General features: G+C 69.2%; 14 protein-coding genes and 1 pseudogene. 11 read left to right on the top strand and 4 right to left on the bottom strand.

The window, feature by feature from the left end; genetic code table 11:
* Positions 1-146: 146 nt before the first annotated feature.
* The 7 genes from ACFY8O_RS30240 to ACFY8O_RS30210 all read left to right on the top strand — a co-directional run bounded on the left by ACFY8O_RS30240 (position 147) and on the right by ACFY8O_RS30210 (position 8814).
* Positions 147-1250: a substrate-binding domain-containing protein gene (locus tag ACFY8O_RS30240; protein WP_387907967.1), complete on the top strand. Its 1104-nt coding sequence runs from the start codon at positions 147-149 to the stop codon at positions 1248-1250.
* A 132-nt stretch (positions 1251-1382) separates the two neighbouring features.
* A complete protein-coding gene (locus ACFY8O_RS30235; RefSeq protein WP_387907964.1) occupies positions 1383-2696 on the top strand; it encodes an ABC transporter substrate-binding protein in 1314 nt (437 codons plus the stop codon).
* A 276-nt stretch (positions 2697-2972) separates the two neighbouring features.
* On the top strand, positions 2973-3893 hold the full coding sequence (locus tag ACFY8O_RS30230) for a carbohydrate ABC transporter permease (protein WP_387907961.1): 921 nt from the start codon (positions 2973-2975) through the stop codon (positions 3891-3893).
* The gene (locus tag ACFY8O_RS30225) at positions 3890-4846 is read left to right on the top strand and encodes a carbohydrate ABC transporter permease (RefSeq protein ID WP_387907958.1); all 957 of its coding nucleotides are present in this window, start codon (positions 3890-3892) and stop codon (positions 4844-4846) included. The genes ACFY8O_RS30230 and ACFY8O_RS30225 overlap by 4 nt, the downstream gene beginning before the upstream one ends.
* A gap of 95 nt (positions 4847-4941) precedes the next feature.
* A complete protein-coding gene (locus ACFY8O_RS30220; protein ID WP_387908155.1) occupies positions 4942-5922 on the top strand; it encodes a hydroxyacid dehydrogenase in 981 nt (326 codons plus the stop codon).
* Between the two features lie 482 nt (positions 5923-6404).
* Complete coding sequence (locus tag ACFY8O_RS30215; RefSeq protein ID WP_387907956.1) at positions 6405-6992, top strand: hypothetical protein; 588 nt, start codon at positions 6405-6407, stop codon at positions 6990-6992.
* A 598-nt stretch (positions 6993-7590) separates the two neighbouring features.
* Positions 7591-8814 carry a serine hydrolase domain-containing protein gene (locus ACFY8O_RS30210; RefSeq protein WP_387907953.1) on the top strand — a complete coding sequence of 408 codons (1224 nt, stop codon included), beginning with the start codon at positions 7591-7593 and terminating at the stop codon, positions 8812-8814.
* Here ACFY8O_RS30210 and ACFY8O_RS30205 read toward each other — a convergent pair.
* A pseudogene (locus tag ACFY8O_RS30205) lies at positions 8792-9026 on the bottom strand (hypothetical protein); the annotation flags it as partial. The gene ACFY8O_RS30210 and the pseudogene ACFY8O_RS30205 sit on opposite strands and share 23 nt — an antisense overlap.
* Before the next feature lie 102 nt (positions 9027-9128).
* Here ACFY8O_RS30205 and ACFY8O_RS30200 point away from each other — a divergent pair.
* Together ACFY8O_RS30200 and ACFY8O_RS30195 are read left to right on the top strand one after the other, a co-directional pair.
* The gene (locus tag ACFY8O_RS30200) at positions 9129-9698 is read left to right on the top strand and encodes a hypothetical protein (protein WP_145811017.1); all 570 of its coding nucleotides are present in this window, start codon (positions 9129-9131) and stop codon (positions 9696-9698) included.
* Between the two features lie 454 nt (positions 9699-10152).
* A complete protein-coding gene (locus ACFY8O_RS30195) occupies positions 10153-13407 on the top strand; it encodes a GH92 family glycosyl hydrolase (RefSeq protein ID WP_387907951.1) in 3255 nt (1084 codons plus the stop codon).
* A gap of 288 nt (positions 13408-13695) precedes the next feature.
* Here the strand turns inward: ACFY8O_RS30195 and ACFY8O_RS30190 are convergent, their stop codons facing one another.
* The 3 genes from ACFY8O_RS30190 to ACFY8O_RS30180 form a co-directional block, all read right to left on the bottom strand.
* Positions 13696-13869, bottom strand: coding sequence for a hypothetical protein (locus tag ACFY8O_RS30190; protein WP_387907949.1), 174 nt, complete (start codon positions 13867-13869; stop codon positions 13696-13698).
* Between the two features lie 445 nt (positions 13870-14314).
* Positions 14315-14674: a nuclear transport factor 2 family protein gene (locus ACFY8O_RS30185; protein WP_387907947.1), complete on the bottom strand. Its 360-nt coding sequence runs from the start codon at positions 14672-14674 to the stop codon at positions 14315-14317.
* Between the two features lie 23 nt (positions 14675-14697).
* A complete protein-coding gene (locus tag ACFY8O_RS30180) occupies positions 14698-15492 on the bottom strand; it encodes an SDR family oxidoreductase (protein WP_387907945.1) in 795 nt (264 codons plus the stop codon).
* Positions 15493-15603: 111 nt separating this feature from the next.
* On the opposite strand from ACFY8O_RS30180, the gene ACFY8O_RS30175 reads away from it, so the two are divergent.
* Both ACFY8O_RS30175 and ACFY8O_RS30170 read left to right on the top strand, forming a co-directional pair.
* Positions 15604-16125 (top strand): winged helix-turn-helix transcriptional regulator, encoded by a 522-nt coding sequence (locus tag ACFY8O_RS30175; RefSeq protein WP_387907942.1) that lies wholly within the window; start codon positions 15604-15606, stop codon positions 16123-16125.
* A 309-nt stretch (positions 16126-16434) separates the two neighbouring features.
* Positions 16435-17298 carry a DNA alkylation repair protein gene (locus tag ACFY8O_RS30170; RefSeq protein ID WP_387907940.1) on the top strand — a complete coding sequence of 288 codons (864 nt, stop codon included), beginning with the start codon at positions 16435-16437 and terminating at the stop codon, positions 17296-17298.
* The last annotated feature ends 102 nt before the right edge of the window (positions 17299-17400 follow it).

Below are 17400 nucleotides of genomic sequence, written 5' to 3'. Positions count from 1 at the left end.
AGGAACGCAAGAGGGAGGAGCACGAGTGCGGTGGTGGGTTTCTAGCACGGTACGCACAAGATGCTCAATACGTAAGACTCATAAGAATCGATCACTAGAGTACGGTGGGACGTGCACCAATTGGGGGATCGTCAGGAGGACGACAGATGCGGTCGCATGTCAATCAGCGCCACGAACGGGTGCTGGAGATCGTGCGCAGGCGAGGCGGACTGCGGGTGACGGAGCTGGCGGAGGAACTCGGAGTCTCGGCCGTCACCGTGCGGCGCGATATCGAGACACTGGCCGAGCAGGGGCGCCTGATGCGGCTGCACGGCTCGGTCACCTGCCCTGAGCCGCCCGTCTCCGGCCCGGCCGCCGACGGCGCCGGCATGGACGCCTCCGTGCCGTCGGCGCCCACGGGAGTGGTCCTGGGCATGGTGGTGCCCAGCATGGAGCACTACTTCGCGGAGCTTGTCAAGGGCGCTCAGGACGCCGTCGCGGCGCGAGGCGGCCGACTGGTGCTCGGCATCGCCCACTGGCGGTCCGAGGAGGACACCGCGCAGATCGGACGGATGCTCGACGGTGGTGTCGACGGCCTGCTGATCCAGCCCAGCTGGGAACGCGGCGTGCCCAGCCCTGAGCAGGAGCAACAGCTGCTGGCGCTCCGGGTCCCGGCCGTCCTGGTGGACCGGCGCGTCCCTCTCGGGGGCCGGCTGGCCGGACTGGACAGCGCGCGCTCCGACCATGCGCTCGGTGCCGCCGTCGCAGTTCACCACCTCGCCGGGCTGGGCCATGAGCGGATCTCCCTGCTCGCCCAGGACAACCCGACGTCACCGCAGGTCCAGGAGGGGTACGAAGCCGCCATGGCGGCGCGTGGACTCCCGGTGCCTCCGCTCGTGAACGTCGACCCGGAGGACCCGGCCGGCCTGGAGGAGGCGGCCCGGTCGCTGTACCGGTCGGTGGCGAAGGGCGGGGTCACCGCCGCGATCGTCCACAACGATCAGACCGCGATCGGCGTGGTGCAACGGCTGCGCGAACGCGGCCTCTCCCTCCCGGGCGACATCTCGCTGGTGGCATACGAGGACGAGATGGCGGCGCTGGCCGATGTGCCGCTGACCGCTGTGGCCCCGCCGCGGCAGGCAGTGGGGGAGAGCGCCGTCGAGATGATGTTCGCCCGGCTCGCAGGGGGCCCCGGTGCTGCGGCACCGAGCCGGCACCTCTCACTGGTGCCCCGGCTCATGGTGCGGGCGTCCAGCGCTCCACCCCGGTGATCCCAGGCACCCGGTACTTGATTGTTTTGATCGAGTTGGTCGTTTGCTCTTGACGGGCGATCGTTCTGCACAAAAGATGAGCGAAATCGCCTCCGCTCGCGAGGCGCCTTGCTCACCGAGGAGCCAGTGCAGATGAAGCCCGCCCACCGCATACCCCGCCTCGCTCTCACAGCATCCCTGGGCTGTCTGGCCCTCCTCGCCACCGCCTGCGGCGGGGACGGCGGCACGTCCGAGGCCTCGGAGGGCAAGCCGGTCACCCTCACCATGTGGTCCTGGATGGTCGGCACCGAAGAGGTCGTCGAGAAGTTCAACGCCACCCACGAGGACATCAAGGTCGAGTACACCGAGATCACCGCCGGCACCGACGGTTACTCCAAGATCGACAGCGCGATCAAGGGCGGCAACGCACCGGACGTCGTGGGCATGGAGTACGCGATGCTCCCCGAGTTCGCCAGCCAGGGGAACCTGGAAGACCTGACCGAACACTCCGGCAAGCTGGTCACGTCGTTCCCCGAGAACCTCCAGTCGCTGGTGACCCCCGGAGGCCGTACGTGGGGCGTTCCCTTCGATGTCACCCCACAGCTCCTCTACTACCGGACCGACCTGTTCGAGAAGGCCGGCGTGGAGGTCCCGGGAACCTGGGCGGAATTCGAGAAGGCCGCAGAGAAGATCAAGGCCGCTGACAAGGGGGCCCGCATCCTCAACATCCCCAAGGGCGGCGACATCCCGTTCATCAACGGACTGGCATGGCAGGCCGGTTCGCAGGGCTTCGGCGTCCAGGGCGACGCCTGGACGGTGGCCGTCGACGACGAGCCCGCCCGGAAGGTCGCCCGGTTCTGGGACGGCCTGGTACGCGACGATCTGGTGCTCAACCACCCCGCATGGAGCGAGGAGGAGAGCACCGCCAAGAAGAAGGATCAGGTCGCCGCTTTCATCGGCGCTCCCTGGAGCGGAGCCGGCCTCATCTCCCAGACGCCGGAGCAGAAGGGCAAGTGGGCCGTGGCGCCCCTTCCCACGTGGGACGGCACACCGGCCACCGGAACCTGGGGCGGCACCTCCTTCGCCGTACCCAAGGGCAGCGACCACATCGAGGGGGCGGCCGAATTCATCGAGTGGCTCACCACCGACCCGGCCGCGATGAAGGCCCGGCTCGCGGACGCCGAGGCACCGAGCAGTGTCCTGCCCGCAGCCCCCGGTCTGCAGAAGGTCGCGGCGGCGGAGTTCGCCCGAGCCGCCGACGGCTATTTCGCCAACGACCTCTACCAGGTCGCCGCCGGCCAGGTGGACACCGTCGTCGGAGGCTGGACCTGGGGCCCGGTACAGGGTTCGGTGAACGAGGCGTTCGAGAGCGCCGTGCCCGAGGGCGGCTGGGAGGCCGGCTTCGCAGCGGCCCAGCGGGCGGCGCTGAAGGCCCTCGACGACCGCGGACTGAAGACGGTCGGCTGACCGCACACCGGCGGACCTGTGACGCGGGGGCGCTCGACCTGGTGCGGTAGCCACTCGACGCGGGGCGGGCTCCACGGAAGTGCCCGCCTGGTGGACCGGTCCGGCGGCGAGTGCCGCGGAAGCCGGTCCACCCCACGCCGGCACACCACGAGAAGCCGCCGCGCCCGGCACCCGCACGCGCGCGACCCCCCAGCGGAACCCCGCCCCGGCCGCCGTGCCACCCGATCCACCACTGTTCCGGCCCCGCCGCCCCGGGCGCCCCGGTCAGGAGAATCCATGACAGTTCCAGCCCCAGCCCCTGCCCGCCGTTCGACCGGACGCACCCGACAGCGCGCCGCCGCGGCCTACCTCATACCTTTCTTCACCCTTTTCACGCTCGTCATGGTCGCCCCCATCGGCTACGCGCTCTGGACGAGTCTGTTCAAGGAAGAGTCCTCCGGCCTCGGCTTCGGCGGCACCGACAGCGTCTTTGTGGGCCTCGGCAACTACGCCGACGCACTCGGCGACACCGCCCTGCGCGCCTCGTTCCTGAACGTCGCCGCCTATGTGGCGATCTACATCCCGCTCATGACCTGCGCGGCACTGCTGCTCGCCCTGCTGCTGGACTCGACCGTCGCACGGGCCAAGCGGCTGTTCCAGCTCGCCCTTTTCCTGCCCTACACGGTGCCCACCGTCATCGCGGCGATCATCTGGGTCTATCTGTACTCCCCGAGTCTCAGCCCGCTCATGGACTGGTTCGGCTCGGCGGGCGTCAGCGTGGACTTCTTCTCCGCGCCGCTGGCCGTTCCCTCGGTCGTCAATATCGTGACCTGGCACTACGTCGGGTACAACATGGTGATCCTCTACGCGGCTCTCCAGGCGATTCCCCGGGAGACGCTTGAAGCGGCCACGATGGACGGTGCCGGGGCGATCCGCACCGCGCTGCGGATCAAGGTCCCACACATCCGTTCCGCCCTGGTCCTGAGCCTCCTGTTCACCTGCGTCGGCGCCATCCAGCTCTTCAACGAGCCCTACATGCTCACGACCCAGTCAGAGGCCATCAACCGCGACTGGACACCCGTGATGTACGTCCACAAGACGGCGTTCGTCGACCACCAGCACGGCCTCGCCTCCGCAGCGGCGATCCTTGTCGCTCTCCTGGCCGGCTTCCTGTCCTACGCAGTCACCAAGCTCGGCAACCGCTGGAAGGCAGCATGACCACGCACACCGTCACCGGGCAGCCCACCCCCCGCACGGCCGGCGAGGGGAGCGGACCGAAGGTGCGAACCCGACAGCCCCGCCAACGCCCGGACCGGCGAGACCGCGCCCGTCCGAGCCGCTCGTGGACCTCCAAGGCCGTCGTCAACGGACTCCTGGCCCTCTTCGCCTGCTACACCCTGATGCCCCTGACCTGGCTCCTGGTCGCCAGCACGAAGGACCACGGTGATCTCGTCGGCACCGGTGGATTCACCTTCGCCGACTTCAACCTCTTCGCCAACCTCGGGGACCTGTTCACCTACGGCGACGGAATCTACGGGCGCTGGCTGCTCAACAGCATCCTCTACTTCGGCCTGGGCTGCCTGGCCTCCACAATCGTCAGCACAGCAGTCGGCTACGCCTTCGACAAGTACGACTTCCCGCACAAGGAGAAGCTGTTCGGCCTGGTGCTGCTCGGCGTCCTCGTCCCGAGCGCCGTCCTCGTGCTGCCCCAGTACCTCCTGGCCGGCAAGGCGGGCCTGGACAACACCTACTGGGCCGTCCTGGTCCCCCTGCTGGTCAACCCCTTCGGCGTCTACCTCGCCCGGGTCTTCTCCGAGGGGTACATTCCCGGCGAGGTGATCGAGGCCGCCCGGATGGACGGCGCGGGAGAATGGCGCGTCTTCCGCTCGGTCGGCCTGCCGATGATGGCTCCCGGCTTCGTCACTCTGTTCCTCTTCACCTTCACGTCGAGCTGGAACAACTTCGTCCTGCCGCTGTACATGCTGAGCGACGACAAGCTCTACCCCGTCACCCTCGGCCTGGCCATCTGGAGCAAGTCCTCCCAGCAGAACCCGGAGTTCTACATGCTGACGATCGTGGGGGCCCTGGTCTCGGTCCTTCCCCTGATCATCGCCTTCGTCTGCCTCCAGCGCTTCTGGCGCTCGGGGCTCACCGCGGGCGCGGTGAAGTGAAGATGACCGCACGGCACACCACGGCGCCGACCGCCGAGGCCCTCTCCCCGATCGCGGCCGGACCGCGTCCGCGGCGTCCCCGCACAGTCCTCGCGATGTCGCGGGAGACCCGCGACGCCCTGCGTGACGAGGGCGCCATCGACCTGTTCCGCGAGGCGGCCGACCTCGATCCGGACCTGCTCGTCACCGACTTCGCAGACCCCTCCGTCGCCGAGACCCTCGGCCGGACGGAGGTGCTGATCACCCACTGGGGCTGCCCGCAGCTGACGGAGCAGGTACTCGCGGCGATGCCCCGGCTGCGGGCCGTCGTCCACGCGGCAGGGTCCGTCAAGCACCATGTGACCGACGCCGTGTGGGAGCGCGGCATAACGGTCTCCAGCGCCGCGGCAGCAAACGCACTGCCGGTCGCCGAGTACACGCTGGCCGCGATCCTCCTCACCGGTAAGCGGATCCTGGAAAGCGCCCGTGCCTACCGTGAGCGGCACGCGGCGTACCCACTGCTGCCCTACTTCGCCGGTCACGGCAACTACCGTCGGGTTGTCGGCATCGTCGGCGCCTCGCGTACCGGCCGGCGCGTGATCGAACTGCTGCGGCCGTACGATTTCACCGTTCTGGTCCACGACCCCTATCTGGACGACGCCGGCGCGGCCCTCCTCGGCGCGCGGCTCGTCGGACTCGACGAACTGACCCGGCTCAGCCAGGTCGTCTCCATCCACGCACCCCAACTGCCCGAGACCCACCACATGTTCGACGCCAGACGCCTGGCGCTGCTGTCCGACGGTGCCACACTGATCAACACCGCGCGCGGCTCCCTGGTCGACACGGACGCGCTCATCACCCACCTGACGTCCGGACGCATCCACGCAGTCCTCGACGTCACCGACCCCGAGGTACTGCCCCCCGAATCCCCGCTGTTCCAGCTGCCCAACGTGCTCCTCACCCCGCACATCGCGGGCTCGCTGGGCGGCGAGCTAGGCCGCATGGCCGACTACGCAGCCGCCGAGATCGCCCGCTACGCCAGGGGCATGCCCTTCGCCCACAGCGTGGAGCCCCAGGACCTGACCCGGACAGCGTGACGGCCTCGTCTTCCACACTCCGATGAGAGGCCAGGCCCGCAGCGTTCGGCCAGGTCACGCCAGGAGATCCCGGTCCGTACCGTGCAGACGACGCCGGCGATCACTTGACGGTCCTCACCCGCGGTCGCTCCCTCGCGCCCCCGGGAATGAGCTCAGCACGTAACTCCTTCTCCGCATAGGCGAGTTCATGGCGGCGTGCCGCGCCGCCATGAACCACCATCTGGCGTTCGGCGAAGGCGCAGGTCAGGCTCACCGGCCGGAGGACCCTCCACCCCCTGCCCGATCTGCGGCTACGAGTGGGCAGCGCCACCGACTCGCCCCGTCATCGCCATCACCCGGGGCATCCAGCTCCACCTGCTCGACCTACTCGGCCTGGAACCCACACCCCCGCTGGCCGGAGAGCTGAACGAACTGCCCGCGAAGCAGCGAGCTGATTTCACCCTCAGCCATGGTGGAGGACGGAGGGCTGGGACGATGCCCAGGTGAACGACTTCTCGTATTCCAGCATCGGTCCGGAGCCCGGACAGGCCGAGCCCGGCCAGTGGCCGAAGTTGGAGGCTGCACTCGCTGTGGTCAATCGCGACCTGCTGGCGACCCTGCCGGGTCAGGACGCGCTGATACTGATGGTTGTCCCGCCTTGGCAGCCTCTGCCCCCGAGCGGGATCGACAGGGGGCAGGTCTACGTGGCGATGCCGGACGGCCGTTGGCACGGTAACGCGGTGAATGCGTGTGACCTGGAGGAGGGCGACCCGCCGGAGCCGGATGATGCGGCGACGGTCCTGACCGTGGTCGCGGATGCGGCACAGGCCACCATCATGGAGCTGTTCTGGCAGGTCTGGCCACTCTGCCGGGAACACAAGACCGGAATGCACCCTCGTCCCGCAGGGGCCACTGACGACTGGTACCAGGGCGAAGCGGACACGGTCGGCCCACCGGTGTGGTGGTGCCGGGGCAACCGGGACGGCAAGCCCCACGACGTCTGCCTGGTGGGCGAGTTGGCCACCACCCTGCAAGGAAAGCAGCGTCGCGCACTGCGGCACAGCAAGCGTAAACCAGACAGCCGCCGCTAACCGCAGGGCCGGAAGACTGCGCTGACGACCGAGCAGCTCCGCGACGTACGGGTCCCGGTGGGGCTGTACGGGGACCTGAGCGTCGAGGAGGCCCAGCGGGTGTGCCACGACCGGAACGTCAAGGGCAGCACGGTGGACAAGAATCTCGCCATGCCCATGGACCAGCGTGACTTGGGGCGCAGCTCGCACACAAGATCGCCGACCGGGTCAAAATCTCCACCACCGATGGCGTCGTCCCCCTCGCCTCGCTGGGGCAGTCGCGGCGCCGGCTGCTCGCCGCGTCGGACGCAAACTGATCACCTTGTCCGGGCCACGGGCGCTGGTCACCACTGCGCTCCTCGGCAAGTCCGGGATCGCGAAGACGTCGGCGTGGGCGACAGAATCGACGCTGAACACGGAGAAGGCGTCGGCAGAGGAGCAGAGAGAGCGGGTGCCCGGCGGCCGTGGCGTGCTGAGCGGCAGCGGGCGGCGGTCCGGGAGCGGGGGCGCCGAACGAGTGGACTCGCCGGGGCCCGGTCGGGCGGTCTGCCGTTCGCGACGTATCTGCTGCTGATCTGTCGCCGTCCGCGTCGATGATCTGGAAGAGGCGCCCCCCACCATGAGACGAACCACCCCCCGTCGACTGCTCGCGGCGACGCTGTTCGCGGCGTCCGTGCTGGCCCCGCTGGCTACCGTTCCCGCCACGGCCGTCCCGGACCCGCACGCCCCCGCCACGGCCGCCGGTCCGCACGGCGGCGACGACTGCCCTGCCGACGGCTTCGGCCCCGAGCTGACCACTCGACTCGACAAGACCGTCGAGGCGGTCCGCAAGCAGGCCCGCGTCCCCGGCCTCGTCGTCGGCCTGTGGATGCCGGGCAAGGGCTGCTACGTCCGCGCGACCGGCGTCGCAGACAAGAACACCGGCCGGCCGATGTTCGCCGACACCTACGTCCGCATCGGCAGCGAGACCAAGACCTTCACCGTCACCGCGCTCCTCCAGCTCGTCGACGAGGGCAAGGTCAGGCTCGACGACCCGATCGACGACTACATCCGAGGGGTCCCGAACGGCGAGAAGATCACGCTGCGCCACCTCGCCGAGATGCGCAGCGGCCTGTTCCCGTACACCGCCGACCCCGACTTCGACCACGACCTGCTGAGCGCGCCGAGACGCCCGTTCAACCCGTGGGAGGTCCTCTCCTACGGCTACCGGCACCCGAACACCTTCGCGCCGGGCGCGAGGTTCCAGTACTCCAACTCCAACCTCGTGCTGCTCGGCCTGGTCGTCGAGAAGGTGACCGGAAAGCGGCTCGCCGACGTCATCCACGACCGGGTGGTCCGCCCGGCCGGTCTGTCCCGAACATTCCTCCCCAAGGGCGCCGAGTTTCCCGAGCCCCACGCGCACGGATACACCGATCAGACGCTGACCGGCGCCGTCGCGGACGCCACCGACTGGAACCCCAGCTGGGCCTGGGCGGCAGGCGGCATGATCTCCAACCTCCAGGACCTGCGCCGCTGGGCCCCCGTCCTCGCCACCGGAAAGCTGCTCAGCGTCGAGACCCAGGCGCAGCGTCTCAAGGTGCTGCCGACCGGTTTCCCCGGCACCGACTACGGTCTCGGAATCCTGCGGACCAACGGCTGGATCGGGCACAACGGCTCCCTGCCCGGGTACGAGACCGTGACCGTCTACCTGCCCTCGCAGAAGGCCACCCTGGTCCTCATCCTGAACACCGACTCCCTCGTCGACGGCCAGGAGCCGTCGACCCTCGTCGCCCGCGCCGTCACGTCCGTCGTCACACCGGACAACGTGTACGCCGGGGGGATCACCCCGCGCGACAAGTCTTAGACAGGGTGGCGAGGCGGACCAGTCGCCTGTAGCAGCGCAGGGCTGTGGCGAGCCCAGAGAAAGGCGAGGTAGTTGCGGGGGTGGCGTTTGTAGCGTGGGCCGGTTCGGCGGTAGCCGGACAGCGACGAGATCGTCCGCTCGATCACCCAGCTGCGGCGGCCCCACCGTTCGCTGGGATCAATGCCTTTGCGAGCGATGCGCACGCCCCGCCTGGGGAGATCAGCTCCGCTTCGTGGACAAAGAACGAGAAGCGCATACAGAGGGTGGGGGCCCCTGTATACGGTGCGTTCAGTAGTCTCGGGGAGGGGCGGGGCATGGGTGGGGCAGTGCTGACGTTGTCGGCGGCTGTGATCGGCAGCGCCGTGTCGCTGGTGTCGGTCTTGGTGACGCAGCGTTTTACGCAGCAGGTACACCGGCGGGAGCAGGACCGGATCGAGCGCCACCGGCGTGAGGATCTGGAACGGGCCAGGGCGAGCCGTCTACTCGAGGAACGGCAGGCCACCTACGTGCGGTTCAGCGCTGCAGCCCGCACAGCTCGGGACGCCCTGGCGGCTTGCATGTACGACATGCGGCGTGCAGGCACTCTGGAGGACACGCGTCGCGAGGAGTTGAAGCAGCGCTGGGACGCCTACGTCGCACAGCACGCCGAAACCCACATCATTGCCTCCGACGAGGTTCTCTGCGCGGTCGGCCGCGTCAACGGGGCGCTGCGCAAGATCCACGGGCTCGTCAAGCGCCTGGACACCGGCTGGCAGAGTCCGAGCGACAGCGTCGACGCCTTGAAGGAGCAGATCGATGACCTCTGGCCCGGCCTGGTCGCCCTGCGCGAGGCGATGCGATGCGACCTTGACCTGCAGCAGCCGGCAGGTCAGCCCGCGTCCTGACTTGCCCGTCGGCTCAGTAGTCATGCTCGATTCCCGGGCCGAGGGCCTTGGGTAGCTTGCCCGTGCCGCGCTCATGCGCGTGCGTCATCTCGCGATGCCTGGGACAACGGCGTCCACGACTGGACCGCCGAGCGCCCCCAGGCCTGCGTCAACGACCTCGGCGCCGAGCAGTCTTTGGTGCCGGTCAGCGCGCAGAGCAACCGGTCCAAGTCCGACAAGGACCCCGCCACATGGCTGCCACCGGCCGACGCCGCTCACTGCCCCTACGCGGGACGGTCGACTGATCGCGTCAGGATTTGCCCCTCACTCCCCAGTGACATCTGGGGCGGCGGGGGTTACGGTGCCAACGACAGCGTGACAACGTTGTCACGTGTCAGGGATCGAAAGGAACTACCCCATGCGGTTTGCTTTCAGACCGTTCCGTCCTCGTGCTTCCGGTATAACGGCCGGTCTGATGGCCGCCCTACTCGCGAGTGGTGGAGTGGTCGGCATCGCTCAGCCGGCCACCGCCGCCGCGGAGGCGGAACCGATCGATCTGGTCAATCCGTTCGTCGGAACCCAGAACTTCGGCAACACCTTCCCTGGGGCCAGCGCGCCGTTCGGCATGGTCCAGGTCAGTCCGGACACCGGCGGCCAGGGCGGCTACGACTACAAGCAGGACTCGATCTACGGATTCAGCCAGACGCACCTGTCCGGCGTCGGCTGTGGCGTCATGGGCGAGCTGCCCATCATGCCGACCACGGGCGTGGTCGACTCCGTGGACCCGAACGCCTACCGTTCCCCGTACAGCCACGACGACGAGCAGGCCAGTCCCGGCTACTACCGGGTGGGGCTGAAGAAGTACGGCGTCGACGCGGAACTCACCGCCACCGAGCGCACCGGGTGGCAGCGCTACACCTTCCCCTCCACCGGTTCGGCCAACGTCCTGTTCAACACGGGCAAGGCCAACCAGTCCGTGCTGGACTCCGAGGTGCACGTCGTCGGTGACCGCACCATCGAGGGCCGGGTGCACGCCGGGGGCTTCTGCGCCGGACACGACGAGCACACGGTGTACTTCAGCGCCACCTTCGACCGGCCCTTCAAGGCCCACGGGACGTGGGACGGCGAGGCCCCCAGGCCCGATACCCGCGACGCGGAGGGAAGCGGCGCCAACGGCGCCTGGGTGACCTTCGACGCGACCACCGACCGGGACGCCGTCCTGAAGGTGGGGCTCTCCTACACCGGCGTGGAGGGCGCCCGTAAGAACCTGGCCGCGGAGACCAAGGAGTCCTTCGACTTCGACGCCACGCGCAAGGCGTTGCAGGACACCTGGAAGAAGCAATTGGATTCCATCCGGGTCGGCGGAGGCGCGGCGGACCGGCAGAAGGCCTTCTACACCGCCCTCTACCACAGCCAGTTGCACCCGAACCTCGCCGGTGACGTCGACGGGATGTACCAGGGGTTCGACAACAAGACGCACACGGCAAAGGACTACACGCCGTATCAGAACTTCTCGCTCTGGGACACCTACCGGCCGCAGAACCAGCTTCTGCAGATGCTGGAGCCGAAGGTCGCCCGGGACGTCGCGCTGTCGGTCGTCGCGGCCGGCCGGGACGGTGGCTGGCTGCCCCGCTGGGCGCTCGCCAACAGCGAGACCAACATCATGACCGGTGACCCGGTCACGCCCTTCCTCGTAGAGGCCTGGTCAAAGGGTCTGCTCGCCGGACACGAGGCAGAGACCTACGCGTTGCTGAAGAAGAACGCGACCAGCACCCCGCCCGCCGACTCGCCGTACAACGGACGCTCGGGATCGGACCACTACACCGAGCGCGGCTACATCCCGTCAGGTCTCGAGCTCGGCAAGGACTGCGCGGACAAGGGCGGCGACAACGACTGCAAGCACCCGGCGTCGGCCACGATGGAGTACTCCGCCGCCGATGCGTCGCTCGCGCTCATGGCCGACCGGCTCGGACACAAGTCGGACGCCAAGATGTTCGCCGCGCGCGGCCAGTGGTACCGGAACCTGTGGGACTCCTCGATCCAGCAGTTCCGGCCGCGGACGGCCGACGGCACCTGGCTCACGCCCTACGACCCGGTCGAGGCGGCGCACCAGTTCCATGAGGGCGGCGCGTACCAGTACCAGTGGCTGGTACCGCAGGACCCGGCCGGCCTCGTCAGCCTGATGGGCGGCCGGAGCGCGACCGAGAAGCGGCTCGACTCCTTCTTCGTCCACGACAAGCTGCTCACCGACCCGGCGGGCACCGCCCGGAACGACTGGATCTCGCAGCCGTACGACTACTACGGCAAGCCGACGTACAACCCGAACAACGAGCCGGACCTGCACGCCCCGTACATGTACAACTGGGTCGGCGCCCCGGCGAAGACCGCGACCGTGGTGCGCGCGGCGATGACGCTCTTCACCAACGGGCCGGACGGGATGACGGGCAACGACGACCTGGGCACCATGTCGGCCTGGTACGTCTTCTCCTCCCTCGGCCTCTACCCGACGATGAGCGGCGGCGACTTCCTGGCCGTGTCCAGCCCGCAGTTCCCATCGGCGACCGTCCGGATCGGCGGCTACCCCAAGGCGTCCGGCACCAAGGGCCAGGGCGGCACGCTGACCATCGAAGCACCCGGAGCGAGCGACACGAAGCGGTACGTGCAGAGCGTTGCCCTGAACGGCCGGGACGTACCCCAGACCTGGCTGAGCTGGAACAAGCTCGCGCACGGCGGGACCCTTGCCCACCGGCTCGGGACCTCCCCCTCCTCCTGGGGCACGGGCAAGGGCGCTCAGCCGCCTTCCGTCAACCAGGCGTCTCCCGACCGCCGCAAGCACGTCGACGCGTCGCTGCGTCCCGCCTCGGCGGTCGTCCCCACGGGTGACGCCGCGCAGACCGCGAAGTTCACGCTGGACGTCCTCGGGCAGGCTCCCGGCACGCTGCACGTCTCGGTCACGGCGAAGGTGCCCGGCGGCTGGAAGGCCACGACGGCACAGCGTTCTCCACTGGTGATCGATTCCGGTCACCTCCCGGTGCAGAAGAAGGTGTCGCTCGACATCACCGTCCCTCCGGGCGTCGCGGCCGGGTCCTACCCGGTGGAGGTGAAGGTCGCGGGCCGAGGAACGAACTCCGTCACCCGCAAGGCCACCGTCACGGTGGGAGCCGCCACGACCTGCGCGAGTGAGGTGAACGGGCAGTGCGCAGTGGACCTGCGAGCAGAACTCGGCCACGACGGTACGGCCACGGTGGCGAACCCCGGCGAGGGCGACTTCGACGGGCATGGCTGGAGCTATGACGGCGACCTGCTGCCCAAGGCGGGGCCGGTCACCTGGGACGAGGTGACGTACGACGCGCCGGACCCCACCGGCACGGCGAACAACTTCCTCGAAGCAAGCGGGCAGGCGCTCCTGTTGCCCGCGGGGCAGCACGGTGCGCTGCGGCTGGTCGGCTCGGCGCACAACGGTCCGGTGACCACCACACTGACCGTGCACTACGCGGACGGCAGCAGCACGGAGGCACCGGTGACCTTCGGTGACTGGGCGGGCTCCGCGCCGAACGGCAGCACGGTCGTCCTCGACATGCCGCACCGCATCAAGCGGGGGAGCGGTGTCGACGGGCCGTCCATTCGGCTCTTCGGTACGGCCGCTGAGCTCGACCGTGGCAAGACGGTCCGATCGGTCTCCCTGCCGGACGACTCCCGCGTCGAGATCTACGCGATGACGCTCGTCTAGAGAGGGACCGGCGGACCGCCGAAACCCAGCCGACGGTGCGCCGTTCCGGATCGGCGCATCCCTCTCATCAGGGCCCCGGCGCGCAAGCGCCGGGGCCACTCGGCCCGCAGTAAGGCGCCGTCCCTACGGGCTCCGATGCCGTGATCACCACACCCCATGCTTCGCTCGATCACCGCCGGCCCCGGCACCCTGTCCGGCCCGGCACCGACCAGCAGAGCGTCGTGAACGCGCCCGGGCCGCAGCGAAAAGGGCATCCGCTGGGCCGGACGGGCGCGAATCGCGGCTTGGTCACTCACTGACGTTCAAGGTCGCGCACTCCGAGACCCCCAGCTCGGACAGCACCGCCCGAAGCCGGGCCAAGGCCGCAGCCGGTTCCGAGTCCTCCGCGATGTCGAGGTCAAGATGGCAGCGCCCCATGCCGCTGCCCGCGCCGGTGACCTCGCCGTCGAGCTCGAACGCCACCTAAACAGCCTCCTCGACCTCGACACGATCGATCGGCAGCCCCACGAACACGATCTCAACGAACACCCCGACCCCCCTCTCGGCCCGGCGAACCATAGCGGTCACAGCCCTAGGATTTGGCCGGCCGGTCATGCACGGAGCCAGATGACGAGGGCTGCGGCGGTTGCGGTCCCCAGGAAGACGTAGCCGCGCTTGTCGTAGCGGGTGGCTACTGCTCCGGCCAGATTGAGCCGGTTGCCGACAGGTCAACTCTCACGAGTCGGGGTGTGCAGTGGGGGAGGAGGAGTCGCGTCCCTGTGGCCGCTCGTTCCCTTTGCCGGCGCACCGCCTTGGTCGGCCGCGACTTGAACTGGGGAACGTCGGTACAGCGGTAAAGAACGAGGCTGGGCGGCGTCTCCATGGATGCCGCCCAGCCCCGCGAGGTCGCCGGTTCGCTTCGCCTGGCTCAGGGCTCGATTCGCAGGTCCCCGATGAGGCCGTCGCCGAGGCTGAAGCGGAAGTGCAGATCCACCACACCGCCCGGGAAGTCGCCCTCCAGGTGGTGGGTGGCGACGTAGCGGTCCGCATCGGTTTTCTGTGCGCCGGTGAGTTCGCTCGTGTACGTGTACTCGCCGGCAGAGCGGGTCATCCAGGCTTCGATCGCCGGGGCTCCCTGATGGGTCTTGCCCTCGTCGGTCACGGTGGCGTCCGGGTGAAGGAAGCTGAGTGCCGTGGCAACGTCGTGGGCGCGGTGGGCCTTCAGGAAGCCCGTGACGGCCTCGGGCAGAGCCTCGGGAGCGATGGTCTGGGGCTGGTCGGTGGACATGAGCACTCCTAGAAGTTCGGGGATCAGACGGTGGGGATGGTGCCGCCGTCGATGACGTGCTCGGCGCCGACGATGGCGGAGGCGCGGTCGGATACGAGGAAGGCGACGAGTTCAGCAACTTCCTCGGGGTGGGCGGGGCGGCCCAGCGGGATTCCGCCGAGGGAGTCCATGAGCTGCTTCAGTGCCGCTTCGTGGGTGGTGCCGGCGTTCTCCGCGATGCGGGCGACGAGCTGGTCGGCGGCGGTGGTCCGGACGAAGCCGGGACTGACGGTGTTGATCCGGATGCCGAGCGGAGCGACCTCGTTCGCCAGGCCCTTGCTGTAGGTGGTCAGTGCTGCTTTGGCGGCGGCGTAGGCGAGGGTGCCGTCCCATAGCGGCATGCGGCGCTGGATCGAGGAGACGTGCACGATGGCGCCGCGTCCGGCTTCGGCCATGGCGGGCAGCAGGCCGCGGTCCAGGCGGACGGCGGCGAGGAGGTTGACGTTGAGCTCGTTGGCCCAGTCGTCCTCGGTCGGGGCCGCGTACCCGCCCGAGGGGGCGTTGGAGCCGCCCACGTTGTTGACCAGGATGTCGACGCCGCCGAGGCGGCGGAGGACTTCGTCGACCACCGTGGCAGCCCCTTCGGGAGCGGCCAGGTCCGCGGTGATGATGTCCGAGGCGGCTATGTCGTCCGGGCGGCTGCGCGCGGTGACCAGCACGGTGGCGCCGGCCTGGGACAGGCGCCGGGCGACGGCCGCACCGACGCCTTTCGTGCCGCCGGTGACCAGTGCGCGTCGACCCTCCAGGGAGTCGCCGGTTTCGCCGATGGGGGTGGCCATGATGTGCTCCGTTCCCGGGTGTGGACCGAAGAGGGGGGCGCACCCGTCGTTACTGCTAGAATAGAAGCAAGTAACTTCGACATTAGCAGTAACTCTGCGGAGGTGGTCAACTTGGCAAGCCGGATCAGGGCGGAAGACTTCGAATGCCCGCTGTCCACGACCGTGCAGCACGTCGGCGAATGGTGGACGCTGCTGCTCCTCCACGACGCTTTCGACGGGTACACCCGCTTCGATCAGTTCCAGGAGAACCTCGGCATCTCCACCAGCATGCTCACCGCACGCCTCAAGACGCTGGTCGCGGACGGCCTGCTGGAGCGCCGTCCCTACCAGACCAATCCCGTCCGCAACGAGTACGTCCTGACCGACCTGGGACGCTCCCTGCGCCCCGTGATCATCACGTTGGCGGCGTGGGGCAACTCCCGCCTCACCCCCGAGCAGCGCAGCATGATCCTGATCGACACCACAAGCGGCGAAGAGGTCGAACCCGTGGTCGTCGATGCCACATCGGGCCGCCGCCTCGATGACAGCCATGCCTACGTGTTCGCCGCCGGCCCTGCCGCCAGCCCCGCCATGCGGGCCCGCTACCCCCTCAGCGACGAGACCGCCGCTGATGCACCCGCCCGCACCAGCTGACGCACACGCCACCCCGCCGCGCGAGCCGCACGCGCTCGATGTGCCCGTCCCCGGAGGATCCGTGCCCACCGCCGACGAACTGATCAGCCCCGACAGCATCCGCGGCCTGACGGCCGTCCTGCGCGGCACGTCCCCCACCGCCTTGCGCTGGCGCACCGTGGCCGGCAGCGCGGCCACCCTCGGCCCGCTCTCCCTCAGCCAGCGGGCCCGTGCGGTGGCGAGGCACTCCTGGCCGACACCGGCCACAACTACGCCCAGCTCGCCCGTGAGACTCGAGCGGCCCTCACCAGCGACGACCTCACCGGCTGGATGGTCTGGCCGCTCACCGAGGCCGTCGCCTCCGCGGCCACCACATCCTCCTCCGACGCGGACTTCGACGACGGACTCGACCTCCTCGCCCAGCTCACGCCCCGTCTCACCGCGGAATTCGCGCTGCGAACCTTCCTCAACGCCGACCCGTCCAGAACGCTGGCCACCGCAGCAGCCTGGACCGCCTCCCCAGACCCCGCGGTGCGCCGGCTGGCCAGCGAGGGCACCCGCCCCAAACTCCCCTGGGCCCGCCAGGTCCCCGAGCTGACCCGCAACCCCGCCGCCACCCTCCTCCTGCTGGACCGGCTGCACACCGACACCTCCGACACCGTGCGCCGCTCGGTCGCCAACCACCTCAACGACATCTCCCGCCTCGACCCCGATCTCGCCACCGCCCAGGCCGCCCGCTGGGCGGACGGCGCCGCACCGACCAGCCCCGCGCTGATCCGCCACGCCATGCGCACCCTTGTCAAACAGGGGAACCCCGCGGCGCTGGAACTGGTCGGCTTCCACGGCGACCGCACCGACTTCACGGTGGAGGGCCCGCTCCTGGAGCGAACCGGCATCCTCCTGGGCGGCGCACTCGACTTCACCGCACGCATCCCCAACGTCTCGGACAAGCCGGTCACCCTGGCCATCGACTACGTCGTCCACCATCTGAAGGCCAACGGCAAGCAGGCCCCCAAGGTCTTCAAACTCGCCAAGCGCGCCTTGTTCCCCGGCGAGACGACCGAGCTGGGGCGCAGCCACTCCTTCCGTCCCATCAGCACACGCCGCTACTACCCAGGCGCCCATGCCATCCAGCTCCAGGTCAACGGACACCCCTACAACAAGGTGTCCTTCACACTCGGCTCCGCTGGATAGCCCCCCGTCCATCAGGAGGGCCGGACCTGCAGCCCTGCGGCCTGCACGGCCAGCCTGTGGGAGTACGCGGCGATCTCCTTCCGGCTGGTTGCCGGCCTGTCG

It is taken from the genome of Streptomyces argenteolus (genome assembly GCF_042902585.1).
Taxonomy (GTDB): domain Bacteria; phylum Actinomycetota; class Actinomycetes; order Streptomycetales; family Streptomycetaceae; genus Streptomyces; species Streptomyces argenteolus.
This window is presented reverse-complemented; position numbering and strand designations above follow the sequence as displayed.

Excerpts from the sequence above, each read along its gene's own strand:
- ACFY8O_RS30240 (WP_387907967.1), top strand. The coding sequence starts at position 147 with ATGCGGTCGCATGTCAATCAGCGCCACGAACGGGTGCTGGAGATCGTG.
- ACFY8O_RS30235 (WP_387907964.1), top strand. The coding sequence starts at position 1,383 with ATGAAGCCCGCCCACCGCATACCCCGCCTCGCTCTCACAGCATCCCTG.
- ACFY8O_RS30230 (WP_387907961.1), top strand. The coding sequence starts at position 2,973 with ATGACAGTTCCAGCCCCAGCCCCTGCCCGCCGTTCGACCGGACGCACC.
- ACFY8O_RS30225 (WP_387907958.1), top strand. The coding sequence starts at position 3,890 with ATGACCACGCACACCGTCACCGGGCAGCCCACCCCCCGCACGGCCGGC.
- ACFY8O_RS30220 (WP_387908155.1), top strand. The coding sequence starts at position 4,942 with ATGTCGCGGGAGACCCGCGACGCCCTGCGTGACGAGGGCGCCATCGAC.
- ACFY8O_RS30210 (WP_387907953.1), top strand. The coding sequence starts at position 7,591 with ATGAGACGAACCACCCCCCGTCGACTGCTCGCGGCGACGCTGTTCGCG.
- ACFY8O_RS30200 (WP_145811017.1), top strand. The coding sequence starts at position 9,129 with ATGGGTGGGGCAGTGCTGACGTTGTCGGCGGCTGTGATCGGCAGCGCC.
- ACFY8O_RS30195 (WP_387907951.1), top strand. The coding sequence starts at position 10,153 with ATGGCCGCCCTACTCGCGAGTGGTGGAGTGGTCGGCATCGCTCAGCCG.
- ACFY8O_RS30185 (WP_387907947.1), bottom strand. The coding sequence starts at position 14,674 with ATGTCCACCGACCAGCCCCAGACCATCGCTCCCGAGGCTCTGCCCGAG.
- ACFY8O_RS30180 (WP_387907945.1), bottom strand. The coding sequence starts at position 15,492 with ATGGCCACCCCCATCGGCGAAACCGGCGACTCCCTGGAGGGTCGACGC.
- ACFY8O_RS30170 (WP_387907940.1), top strand. The coding sequence starts at position 16,435 with ATGGTCTGGCCGCTCACCGAGGCCGTCGCCTCCGCGGCCACCACATCC.